This is a genomic window from Flavicella marina (assembly GCF_009193215.1).
Classification (GTDB): Bacteria; Bacteroidota; Bacteroidia; order Flavobacteriales; family Flavobacteriaceae; genus Flavicella; species Flavicella marina.
On record NZ_VYVA01000002.1, the window covers coordinates 242,362 to 254,832 of the forward strand.

The 12,471-nt window shown below is 33.4% G+C and carries 8 protein-coding genes; 5 read left to right on the plus strand and 3 right to left on the minus strand.

Going from position 1 to position 12,471, the window contains the following annotated elements; all coding sequences use genetic code 11:
• Positions 1 to 67: 67 nt before the first annotated feature.
• The 3 genes from F6P99_RS05860 to aroB form a co-directional block, all read right to left on the minus strand.
• A complete protein-coding gene (locus F6P99_RS05860; protein ID WP_152286528.1) occupies positions 68 to 694 on the minus strand; it encodes a response regulator in 627 nt (208 codons plus the stop codon).
• Positions 687 to 2,342 carry a sensor histidine kinase gene (locus tag F6P99_RS05865; protein WP_152286529.1) on the minus strand — a complete coding sequence of 552 codons (1,656 nt, stop codon included), beginning with the start codon at positions 2,340 to 2,342 and terminating at the stop codon, positions 687 to 689. Before F6P99_RS05865 ends, F6P99_RS05860 begins: the two co-directional genes overlap by 8 nt.
• A 77-nt stretch (positions 2,343 to 2,419) precedes the next feature.
• Positions 2,420 to 3,478 carry a 3-dehydroquinate synthase gene (gene aroB / locus F6P99_RS05870; RefSeq protein WP_152286530.1) on the minus strand — a complete coding sequence of 353 codons (1,059 nt, stop codon included), beginning with the start codon at positions 3,476 to 3,478 and terminating at the stop codon, positions 2,420 to 2,422.
• Positions 3,479 to 3,730: 252 nt separating this feature from the next.
• On the opposite strand from aroB, the gene F6P99_RS05875 reads away from it, so the two are divergent.
• The 5 genes from F6P99_RS05875 to typA all read left to right on the plus strand — a co-directional run bounded on the left by F6P99_RS05875 (position 3,731) and on the right by typA (position 12,448).
• Positions 3,731 to 8,092: a T9SS type A sorting domain-containing protein gene (locus F6P99_RS05875; RefSeq protein WP_152286531.1), complete on the plus strand. Its 4,362-nt coding sequence runs from the start codon at positions 3,731 to 3,733 to the stop codon at positions 8,090 to 8,092.
• 111 nt (positions 8,093 to 8,203) lie between these two features.
• Complete coding sequence (locus F6P99_RS05880; protein WP_152286532.1) at positions 8,204 to 8,698, plus strand: outer membrane beta-barrel protein; 495 nt, start codon at positions 8,204 to 8,206, stop codon at positions 8,696 to 8,698.
• Between the two features lie 149 nt (positions 8,699 to 8,847).
• Entirely contained in the window at positions 8,848 to 10,086 is a 1,239-nt protein-coding gene (locus F6P99_RS05885; RefSeq protein ID WP_152286533.1) for a metallophosphoesterase, read from the plus strand.
• Positions 10,086 to 10,601: a hypothetical protein gene (locus F6P99_RS05890; RefSeq protein WP_152286534.1), complete on the plus strand. Its 516-nt coding sequence runs from the start codon at positions 10,086 to 10,088 to the stop codon at positions 10,599 to 10,601. The genes F6P99_RS05885 and F6P99_RS05890 overlap by 1 nt, the downstream gene beginning before the upstream one ends.
• A 77-nt stretch (positions 10,602 to 10,678) precedes the next feature.
• Complete coding sequence (gene typA, locus F6P99_RS05895) at positions 10,679 to 12,448, plus strand: translational GTPase TypA (protein ID WP_152286535.1); 1,770 nt, start codon at positions 10,679 to 10,681, stop codon at positions 12,446 to 12,448.
• Positions 12,449 to 12,471 lie beyond the last annotated feature (23 nt).

Sequence of the window (12,471 nt, forward strand, 5' to 3'; positions counted from 1 at the left end):
TACAAATGAGTATAGGTTTGTGAAATATGAGAAAAATGGTATTTTTTTATCCGTATAAATACGGATATTAAATCAGGTCTAAACTTTTGGCTTTATTGATCAGCTCAACGGTGTTCTTTACCTTGAGTTTTTTGAGCATATTCGAACGATGTGTTTCTACAGTTCTTGTACTTACATATAGTTTGGTTGCAATTTCTTTGGTAGTGAAACCCTTGGCCAACAATTTGATAATTTCGGTCTCTTTTTTTGTGAATTTTTTGATGCTATTGGTTTCAGAAAGACTGTCTATCATTTTGGTAGAGATTTCTTGACTGAAATATTTGTTTCCTTCATACACCTCACGTATAGCAGTTGTTAACTCTTGTTCATCTGTGTTTTTTAACAAATAACCTTGGGCGCCTAATTTTGCGCAACGTGCAATATAATTTCCATCATCGTGCATTGAGATAGCAATTGCTTTGATAGTCTTAAACTCTTTTTTTAGCTTTTTTAATACATCAAACCCATTCATATTCGGCATTGATAAATCCAATAATACGATATCTGGATTGTTATCAATAAGTGCCTCAAATAGTTTTACACCGTCTTCAAGACTTGCGATTACATCAAGATCTTCGTGTTTGTCTATAAGAGCAGTTAGACCGTCTCGAAACAATTTGTGGTCGTCTACCACGATTATTTTTATACTAGGCATAGGTCAATGGAATTTCAAATTCAACTGTGGCATGTTTTTTTTCTGGAGTAAAATGGATGGCTCCATTTAGAATTTCTACTCTTTCTTTTATGTTAATAAGACCAGAACCTGTTTCTACTTTTTCAAGATTGTATCCCAATCCATTGTCAAAATAGAATACTGAAAGCAATTCGTCAAATTCTGTAATAGAAATTCTAATTTTTGTTGCTTTAGAATGTTTGATTGTATTGTTAATTAGTTCTTGACAGATTCTAAATACAGAGATGGAAATTGTATCATCAATCTTTGAGTTGTTTTCTTTAATTCCATTATCAAATTCAATGTCGATATGCGTAGATTTTTTTATCAAGTTTACAAAAGTTTGTAACGTCGCGGCTACACCAAAATCTATTAAAGTAGGAGGCATCAAATCGTAGACCATTCTCCGTATCTCAGCAATGGTTTGATCAATGATTTCTTTAGCGTCATTCTTTTGTTTTGCATCTATGTTTAGAGATTCTACATAAAATCGTAAACTAGTTAAAAGGGGGCCGATACCATCGTGAAGTTCTTGTGACAAACGTTTTCTTTCGGTTTCTTGACCTTCGATGAGGTTTCGTTTTCTTTGCGTATTTGCAAAATTAATTTTGTTTTGATACTCAATTAATTTTTCTTGCATTTTTATAAGGGAATGCCCTAAAATATCGTTGTTAGATTTTGGTTTGTAATTAGAATCTAGATTCATATTTCCAACATCTTTCGAAAATGAAATAGCACTTGACAAAGAAACTTTTAACTCGGTTAAAGCTTTTAGAACTTCATCAATCTCTTTAAATGATGATTTTTTGTATCGTACAGGTTTATAATTTCCATCAGTCATTTCTAAGATTTCCTTTTTCATTTTGTTGAGTGGAGTAGAAATGAATTGCGCCAAGTAATTACCCAAAAACAGGGCAATTATTAAAATACTTATTGCGATAATGATTAATTTTTTTTGCATAGATTTTAAAGGTATCGCAACTTCTTTGGCATCAATTTCAGAAAGAATCACAAATTTAAAATTTGGGAATTCTATCAAATGATAGGCACTATAAACTTCTATATTTCTATAATCTTTGTAAATACCTTTTTCAATTTTATTTTCAAATGCATTTTTTACACTTTCTGTTTCAGAAATGATACTATATGGTGCTTCTTCCGGGAAAAACCGAGAAGCAGATCTCAAACGAAAATCTGAACCAACGAGGTAGGTTTCACCACTAGACCCCATTCCTGTTCGTTCTAACAATACATTTTGGATGAAAGTATCATTTAAGAGTTTTATATATGTGGAGTCGTCTTGAACGAAGACCAAACCAATTAATAATTTTCCATCATGAGAAAACTCGGTGAAGTCATAGACACCGTTATTTTTAATAGGGGTTGGAAGTTTTGATAAAAAGATAGAATCGCTGGCGGAAGAAACAGGAACTTTTTTAAAATTTTCCCATTCTCTTTGAATATAATCTTCGACTTGAATTCTTTTCAAACGTTCAATCGAGCTCAATTGTGACAATACTTTATCGTCTAAAGTACTTTCGAATAATGAATAGAAGGAAAAAGAAATGGTTATCACAACAGTGAATATCAAAGTATTTATGATAACAAGTATCCAAGTTCTGATATTCATATATCTGTGAATTTTTTTATGATTCTAAGATATGAAAAAATGTCTTTTTGAAAAAAACAGAATCGTATAGATTCTATTTAAGCAAGGTAATAGTCGATAGATTCTTCAACTAGTTCGATAGGTACCTTGCAATCAATTTTATATTTTTCAATGGCTTCTAACAAGACAAAATTTACTTGACCACCCACATTTTTTTTGTCGTGTTTTAAATAATCAAAGACCGCAGCATAATCTTCTTTTACGATTGGCACCTTCCCAAACAAATCGATTACATATGCTTTTAAATCAGACAAAACAGCTTCAGAAAAACCATAAAGTTTGTTTGAAATATAGGCTTCAGTTACCATACCTAAAGAAATGGCTTGACCATGTGTTAAAGTAGTTTTGTGTTCTGATTCTAAAAAATAAGATTCTACAGCATGTCCTATAGTATGTCCGTAATTTAATATTTTTCTCAAGCTAGATTCTTTTTGATCAGCTAGCACAACTTCATTTTTAATTTCGACAGAGCGATGAATCAGGTACCCAACATTTTTTAGATTGTTGTTACGCACATCATTGTACAAGTCGTTGTCATAGATCAATCCGTGTTTTATAATCTCTGCAGTTCCAGAAATTATTTCTTGTTCAGATACGGTTTTTAAAAAATCAATATCAATCAATACCATTTCTGGATCAGAAAATATACCAATTTGATTTTTTAACACACCCAAATCAACTCCCGTTTTACCACCAACTGAGGCGTCTACCATACTAAGCAACGTTGTAGGAATGTTGATAAATGCAATTCCTCGTTTGAAACAAGAAGCCACAAAACCTCCCATATCAGTAATAACCCCACCACCAAGGTTGATCATCAAACTTTTTCTATCTGCACCCAATTCGGTCAATACATTCCATAAACCAGTACAAGTATCTAAGTTTTTATTGATTTCACCAGATTCAATTTCAATAATTTCTATGGTAAGATCTGTAGCCATTTCAGCCATCAACTTAGGCAAACAATCACGATTCGTATTTTCATCAACCAAAATAAAAATTAAAGAGTGTTTATTATTTGCTAAATACTCGTTTAATTGAAGGTATGCGTTTTCTTGAAAATGAACTTGACAGCTTGTCGATTGTATTGATTTCATGTGCTTATTTTAGAAATGCAATATTACATATTTCTTCGCAATTTTGTCGTGTATTCTATACGAATATTCTTCAATAATACTTGTTTAATGGGATGATTTTTTTCAAAATCTATAATTCATTTCATTATTTATAGTTGTAATCAAACATAGCATTTTAATTCGTTTAAAACCTGGGAAACACTAGAGAATTAATGAAATAATTATAAACATTCTTTAATAGTTTTCCTTTTCATTAGCTGTAATTTTGTCAAGATGAGAAAGTTATTGGTTTTTGTGAGCTTTTTTGCTCTCTGTATTAATTTGCAGGGGCAGTCACCAGGTGGTATCGGTAAGACGAAAATGTCTTTGTGGTACAGTGGTGACTTTGGAGTTTCTGACACTGGAACACTAGAGTGGGAAGATAGAAGTGATGATACCAACAATGCCCAACAGCCAACTGCTTCGGAAAAAGCGATACAATCAAATTATTTCAACTTCAATAGTACCTTTACTTTTGATGGTACATCTGATAGGTTTGCTATTTCAGGTTTGAATTATGCTAATGGCCAAATCTTGTCCGAACTTTCAGCTTTTGTTGTGTATGCGACAGATTTTTCAAATAATTCGTACTCAAGTAACTGGTCTTTTTTAGATTTTGACAGAAGTGAATCTTTTAATTTCTATATACATGGTAACGGAAGATTGGCCATGTCTTTTCAATCTGAAGGAACTCAAGATTTGGTGGCCACCACTGTTACGAATAATGGTTTGCCCCATATTGCTAGTTATTTGTTTGATGGAGATGAATCTAATGAATCTGTAATGCGTTTAGATGGATTTGAAGATTATGTAAATAACAACACTTCTTCAAATATTACTGTTTCGGCAAATCGATATGGTTTTATCGGGGATGGTTCGGAAGCAAGTTCGTTTAATGGTTCTAAAAACAATATTTATTACGATGGAGATATTGCTGAAATAATTTTTTATGACAAAGGCGATTTAGATGCCACGGATATCAAAAAAATTGAATCGTATTTGGCTATGAAGTATGGAATTACTTTAGATGTTGGTACTACAAATTATGTCAATTCATCCAACACTTCTGTTTGGGATAATAGTATTGTAGGGTATTGGAATGGAGTGGCAGGTATCATTCAAGATGATACAGGAGCTTTGCATCAAAAAATTTCAAAGTCCAATGATTATGAGGCACTTATTGTTTCAACTGATAATGATTATGTTTCTGCTAATATTGATGAAAGTAGATCGGATGTCGGTGAAGGAAAATCGTTGTTTTTTGGTCATAACAATCAACCAGACGGATTTTCTGCATTTGGGGGTAGTGGGTCAGAATATTTATTTAATAAAACATGGTTGTTTAAAGAAAAAAATGGAGATGTAGGGGATGTATTTATTGCAATTGACAAATCTATTTTTACGGGAGAATCTGTCGATCTAATAGTGAGTGCAAATGATTCTTTCGATGGCAGCGATACAAGATATGCTATGACAGAGGGGCCAAGTCATTATTATGTTGAAGTAAATATTGCGAATAACTCTTATGTCTCATTTGTTATGACTCAGACTACCAAAGCTCCAGGTGGCGTTGTAGGTGGTTTAGAAATTTGGTTTAAATCTGACGTAGGTGTTACTAGTTCAGGTAGTAGTGTGAGTAATGTAACAGATCAAACATTCAATGGGTATGATTTATCTCAAAGTGCCTCAACGAATCAACCGACAAATTCTTCAATGACAAATTTTAATTCGAATATTACCTTTGATGGTAGTAATGATCGAATGCCAATCAAAGACAAGAATTTTACAAGTTCTGATAATTTGAATCAAGTGTATGTTTGGACTGTTTTCAACACCGATTTTTCTAATACAGGAACATCAGGAAGTGTGAATACTGCCAATTGGGCATTTTTAGATTTTGATAGAAGTGAATGGTTTAACACTTCAATTCATGGTGATGGTACATTGCAGTTTGCTTATAATTCTGGTGGTATAAAAGATAATTTTGGTGTGGAGACAGCCAATGATGGTACAGCGAATTTAGGTGGTTTTATTTTTGACACGAATGTAACTGAAGAGACGAAAATTCGTGTGAATGGGAACGAAGATTATTCTGCAGATGTAACGAGTGCACCTATCAATAGTTCGCTTACTAGATATGGCTATGTAGGGGATGGTTCCGAAGCAAGTACTTTTAATAGTGCGGCAAATAATGCATATTACGATGGTTCTATTTCAGAAGTTATTTATTACGAAAATCAAACCATATCACCAGAGGATATTAACAAAATTGAATCTTATTTGGCTGTTAAATATGGAATTACTTTAAATACGTCTTCATTGAAATATAGCGCTTCAGATGCTGGAGTTACGATTTGGGATGATATGACGTATTGGAATGATATTGGAGTGATTGGTCTTGATGAAAACTCAAGTTTGAACCAAAAACAATCGAGATCTACAAATGCCGATGCGATTTTGACAGTTGCTTTAGGTAACGAAATCAAAACTTCAAATATTGCAAACACAAATTCTTTTGATGATGATTTAGATTTTTTCGCTTGGGGAAATAACGACACAGATGCTGTAATTAGTGAATTGGTGTTTCCTACCTTGATTACAGGTATTAGCAATTGTGAGTATGATTATATTGGATTTGATAGAGATTGGAAAGTTAAAAACACAGGAAATGTAACTGGAGTTACGCTTCAGTTTGATCTTACAGGTTTCTCGAATCCAGGAGAATTTGATTTACTAATCGATGAAGATGGCAATGCCAATTATTCCGATGGTGCACATCGATTGCTAGAAACAGGAGTTTTAACAGGTTCTAATCTTGTTTTTTCAAATATAGACATTGCAGATGGAGAAGTGTTTACTTTAATTCGAAAGAATCCCGATGCACAGATAGTATATGAAAGCGATTCTTGGTCGGGTGGAAATTCGGCAGGTGTTTTAGATAATTCAGCAACAGACTTGCTGAAATCTGTACAAATTAAGCAGAGTGTGGTATTGCCAACTGAGGCAAACTGTAAATGTATGGAAGTAGTATCTGGTGCAGTTGTTACGGTTGAAAATGGAAAAGATTTAACGGTAAGTGATGTGTTAGAATTGGAAGGAGAAATATATCTGTATGGGGATGCACAGTTGATTCAAACCTTAGATGATGATGATTTTAACAAAGGAGGAGGTGCCATCTATAAAATGGTTTCTGAGGGTACGAGTTCGATTCACCGTTTTAATTATTGGGGGTCACCGGTAAGAGATACCAATACTTATAATTTGGCTACGAATTTGTTTATCGCTAATGATGCAAATGATTTTACTTCTTTAACAATACCAAATTTTACAACCGGAATAGATGGTTCTTTAAATACGATTAGCAGTTATTGGTTGTATCATTTCAATAATGCACAAGCTTGGAGTTACATGGATGAGTTCACTCAGAAATTAAAAGGAAGTGGATTTACAATGAAAGGTACAGGAAGTTCTACCAATTATGTATTTGTAGGGAAACCAAATAATGGAACTATAAAATTAGATTTAGATCAAAACAATTATTATCTGTTAGGAAATCCATATCCTTCTGTAATCAATGCCGATGATTTTAATTCTTATCATTTCGATAACGATATCACAGATGGTTATATTTATTTATGGGATCAGCCTTCGGGAGATAGCCATTATAAAGCAGACTATGAAGGAGGGTATGCCACAAGAGCTGGAGGCCTTTCTAGTCCTGCTGCTTCTATTGTTGTTAACGGTGAGGAAATTGATTTCACAAAAGAACCGAATGAATTTATTGCGGTTGGACAAGGGTTTATGGTAGCAGGCACCTCAGACAATAGCGAAATAAGATTTAAAAATTCTTTTCGAGATATAGGTTCGGCCGTTTTTTTCAAATCGAATGGCAAAAAGAAGAAAACAGCAACCGATGATTTGCAAATTGTACGAATTGGGTTTGAATATGACACTCCCAAAGGTGTTTTTCACAGACAATTGGTAACTTCTCCAAGAGGTTTGAGTATGGAAGTTGATCGAGGGTATGATGCGCCAATGTTTGATCATTACGCATCTGATATGTATTGGGATTTAGCCAATGATCTTCGCTATGTGATAAGTGGAATCCCATATCTTGAAGAAGAATTAGAGGTTCCGTTGGCAATCGTTTTAGGAGATGATACAGAAGTTACTATAAAATTAGATGCGACTAAAAATTATCCGCATCATGTATATTTGTTAGATAAAGAGAATGGAGATCTTACAGATTTAGAAATGTCTAGTACTACCATTCCATTACAACAAGGTACACATAAAGACAGGTTTGCTATCGTTCTTAAAGTTGCAAATAGCCTCTCTATAGATGCTGCCATTTCTAATAATTTATCTGTTTATTACAATAAAGAGAAAGAGGGGCTAATTATAAAAGGAACGGATATCGTAATAAGTAACTTTTCGTTATATTCATTAACTGGATTAACCTTGATTCAGGAAAACTTTAATAATGAAACAATAGAAAAAACGATAGAAGTAAATGATTTAACTTCGGGAGTGTATATTGCTAAAATTCAAACGAGTAAAGGCGTGTTTTCAAAGAAGGTGTTAATCTCAAGGTAATTAATTTTATATATTAATAAAGAGATACCATTTGTTGTTTTTTTTTGTGCTTTAAAAGTTATCAATAATTATTATCGTTATATTTATTGAACTAACTTTAAAACTAAAAGGATGAAAAAAATTATTTTAATTTTGTTATTAGTAGTAAGTACAGGTGCTTTGGCACAAAAAGGAAGTGTTTATATCGGAGGAGCTCTTGGCTATACTTCTGACAATTATAAAATCGCTCCTGAAGCTGGTTATTGGATGGCTGAAACCTTACAACTTGGTGCGGTTCTATCGTATGAAAAATCTACGACAGCCAATGTAGATACCAAAACCTTCAAACCTCATGTGTACTTCAGAAAGTTTTATGCTATGAGTGATAAGTTTTCTTTGTATGCTGGCGCAAATGCTAGGTATGTAAGTACCGATGTAGCAGGAGTTTCATCTTCTTATTTTGATGCCTTTGTCGACTTAGGTTTTGCTTATTCCTTAGCAGATAGATGGGGAGTCGTTGGAAGAGTAGCATCTATCGGTTTGTTACAAGAAGAGTTTACTATCGATTTTGACATGTCTAAACAACCCTTGTTTAACGTAGGCATTTATTACACGATCAAACAGTAATAGAAATATAATTATATTAAAAAGGCTAGAAATTTTCTAGCCTTTTTTTATACTAATTATTGAATAAAATAAAATTAATATTTTTTTATGAAGCATTTGTATGAATACTTTTTTAATTACACTTACTTTGTAGTGTTTACTGTACAAATATGATGACAAGATTATTGATTTTTATGGGTGTTCTATTAAGCTTAGATGCCTATCTTTTTTTTGGATTGAGAAGTGTTTTTTCCAAAAGTAAATTCCAACTTTATATTTTACTAATTTATTGCGTTTTAGCAATTGTTTCTTATATCGGGGTGTATGTAATGATTCAGTATTTTCAAGAAAGAACGCTCAATGCCACCCTTAGTAGAAATTTATTGATAGGACTTAGTTTTTCCTTTATCATTTTCAAATTGTTGTTTTTTGTATTCTTAGTGTTTGATGATGTCGTAAGAGTTATGAATTATTGTTTTCAATTGTTTGCTAAATTTCTAGGGTATACTCCAGAAGCAGATTTCGAAGAACGACGAAAGTTTATCGTTAAACTTGGGTTAGGTATTGCTTCAATTCCGTTTGCAGGAATGCTCTATGGAATTACCAAAGGAAAATACAATTACAAAGTAAAGAACTTAACGTTGAATTTTCCGAACTTGCCCAAAGCTTTTGATGGATTCAAACTCGTTCAAATTTCGGACATTCATTCGGGTAGTTTTGATAGTATTTCTGACGTACAGCATGGAGTAGATTTAATCAATGAACAAAATGCAGATGTTGTAATGTTCACTGGTGATTTAGTAAATGGTGATTCTCGAGAAGTGCTCCCGTTTATTGATACCTTTAAACAAATAAAACCTCAAGTTTATTCGGTTTTGGGGAATCATGATTACAGCGATTACAACAAATGGCCATCTAGTGATGCCAAAAAAGAAAACGCTGATTTGATGGATGTGTATCATAAACAAATGGGGTTTCATTTGTTGAAGAATGAGCATGTTACATTGCATAAAGATGGTGAAGAAATAACGGTTGTCGGTGTGGAAAATTGGGGAAAAGGTTTCAAACAAAAAGGAGATTTGGACAAAGCATTGGTAGGAGTTGATGAAAATGCGTTTAAAATTTTATTATCTCATGATCCAACACATTGGGATTTAAAAACGGTACCTCATAAAACACAAGTAGATTTAACCTTAGCTGGTCATACCCATGGTATGCAGTTTGGAGTTGAAATTCCTGGGTTTATCAAATGGAGTCCTGCAAAATTTAGATATGCTCGATGGGCAGGTTTGTATCAAGAAGCCAAACAATATCTTTATGTGAACAAAGGTTTTGGTTTTTTAGGTTTTCCAGGTAGAGTAGGTATGTGGCCAGAAATCACAGTAATAGAATTAAAACAAGAGGCTTGATGCATCCTAAAGTAAGTAAATGGCTCGAGCAATCTTCGAAACTATTACGTGCCAGAATCACCAAAAATGCTAAAAGTGATAGACAGTTTGAAGATGAGCTAGAATTAAGAAGAACTTGTATTGACACTTCAGAAGTGCTATTTCCATCGGTAACTAATACATCGATTGAAGGCGTCTATCAAATAATTGGTGCAAATTCTGATAGTGCAGAACAAGGATATTTTGGTACACTATCACTAAAATTTTCAGAAAACAAAATTCATGCAACTTGGTTGATTGAAGGTGAAGACACCCAATCAGGCTACGGAATTTTATTGAACAATATCTTAAGCATTCAATTTGTGTACGAACAAGAAAACAAAGAGTACTTCGGTGTTGTGAGTTACGAATTTTTAACAAACTCTGTCATTTCAGGTATTTGGGTTGAAGAACATTCCGATGAAATTGGAGTAGAGTTTGGTAGAAAACTCCCTATTGAAACCATTGATCCATTAAAATATTTTGGTTTTAATTAGAGTTCTATATTAAATAAAAGTTTCTAAGCTATTTTTTTCAATTAATAATAGTATTTTTGCAACCTTAAAATTCACGTATGCAAATTAGAAATATCGCTATTATAGCCCATGTCGATCACGGAAAAACTACGTTGGTTGATAAAATAATCGACCAAGCAAAAGTATTGGACGAAAGAAAAGAAAGAACCGATCTTTTATTGGATAACAACGATTTAGAGCGTGAAAGAGGGATTACAATCCTTTCTAAAAACGTATCTGTAAACTATAAAGGGACTAAGATTAACGTTATTGATACTCCTGGCCATGCCGATTTTGGTGGTGAGGTTGAGCGTGTATTGAAAATGGCAGACGGAGTTTTATTATTGGTTGATGCTTTTGAAGGACCTATGCCACAGACACGTTTCGTATTAGGTAAAGCCTTAGAATTAGGATTGACGCCAATTGTTGTTGTGAATAAAGTGGATAAAGAAAACTGTACTCCTGATATCGTTCATGAGAAAGTATTTGACTTGATGTTTGCATTAGAAGCAACTGAAGAGCAATTGGATTTTACAACAATCTACGGTTCTGCTAAGAACAACTGGATGAGTACTGACTGGAAAAATCAAACTGAAGATATCGTTCCATTATTGGATGCTGTATTAGAGTCTATTCCAGAAACTCCTTACAACGAAGGAACTCCTCAGATGCAAATCACATCATTAGATTTCTCTTCATTTACAGGAAGAATTGCTATCGGACGTGTGTTCCGTGGAGATTTAGAAGTAAATAAAGACTACACTATTTGCAAATCTGATGGTACTACTAAAAAAGTAAGAATCAAAGAATTACACGTATTTGAAGGTATGGGTAAAGCGCAAGTAGATAAAGTTGCTTGTGGAGACATCTGTGCTATTACAGGAATTGAAGATTTTGAAATTGGAGATACGATAGCAGATTTAGAAAACCCTGAAGCGTTGCCAAGAACAGAGATTGATCAGCCAACAATGAGTATGTTGTTTACGATTAATAACTCTCCTTTCTTTGGAAAAGAAGGTAAGTTTGTAACTTCTCGTCACTTGCGTGATAGATTGTTCAAAGAACTAGAGAAGAATCTAGCATTGAAAGTTGAAACAACTGATTCTGAGGACAAATTTAACGTATTTGGACGTGGTGTATTGCACTTATCAGTTTTGATTGAAACAATGCGTCGTGAAGGGTATGAATTACAGGTGGGGCGCCCACAAGTAATTTTTAAAGAAATCGATGGTAAAAAATGTGAGCCATTTGAAACTTTATCTATTGATGTACCAGAACAAGTTTCTTCTAAGGCTGTAAACCTTGTTTCTTTGCGTAAAGGAGACTTATTGATTATGGAGCCTAAAGGAGATTTACAACACTTAGAATTTAGCATCCCATCAAGAGGATTGATTGGTTTAAGAAATAAGATTTTGACAGCTACAGCAGGTCAAGCAATTATAAACCACAGATTTAGTGAGTATTTACCTTACAAAGGTGAATTTAACGATGATTTAAAAGGAGCTATCGTTTCTTCTGAAACTGGTAAGGCAACAGCTTATGCTATTGATAGATTACAAGATAGAGGACGTTTCTTTATCGATCCAAATCAAGAGATTTACAAAGGTCAGGTTGTTGGAGAAAACAGTAAAGTGGATGATATGGCTGTAAACCTTATCAAAGGAAAAAAATTATCAAACGTTCGTTCTTCTGGTAATGACGATGCTGTAAAAATTGCTCCGAAAATTGATTTTTCATTGGAAGAGTGTATGGAGTACATTCGTGAAGATGAATACTTAGAAATCACTCCTGAAAATTTAAGAATGCGTAAAATTACTTTTAAAGCGTAATTTAAAAGATATCTGATAAAAAA

What these genes read in the sequence shown, in the direction of transcription:
- F6P99_RS05860 (WP_152286528.1), bottom strand. Translation starts at nt 694, where the DNA reads ATGCCTAGTATAAAAATAATCGTGGTAGACGACCACAAATTGTTTCGA.
- F6P99_RS05865 (WP_152286529.1), bottom strand. Translation starts at nt 2,342, where the DNA reads ATGAATATCAGAACTTGGATACTTGTTATCATAAATACTTTGATATTC.
- aroB (WP_152286530.1), bottom strand. Translation starts at nt 3,478, where the DNA reads ATGAAATCAATACAATCGACAAGCTGTCAAGTTCATTTTCAAGAAAAC.
- F6P99_RS05875 (WP_152286531.1), top strand. Translation starts at nt 3,731, where the DNA reads ATGAGAAAGTTATTGGTTTTTGTGAGCTTTTTTGCTCTCTGTATTAAT.
- F6P99_RS05880 (WP_152286532.1), top strand. Translation starts at nt 8,204, where the DNA reads ATGAAAAAAATTATTTTAATTTTGTTATTAGTAGTAAGTACAGGTGCT.
- F6P99_RS05885 (WP_152286533.1), top strand. Translation starts at nt 8,848, where the DNA reads ATGATGACAAGATTATTGATTTTTATGGGTGTTCTATTAAGCTTAGAT.
- F6P99_RS05890 (WP_152286534.1), top strand. Translation starts at nt 10,086, where the DNA reads ATGCATCCTAAAGTAAGTAAATGGCTCGAGCAATCTTCGAAACTATTA.
- typA (WP_152286535.1), top strand. Translation starts at nt 10,679, where the DNA reads ATGCAAATTAGAAATATCGCTATTATAGCCCATGTCGATCACGGAAAA.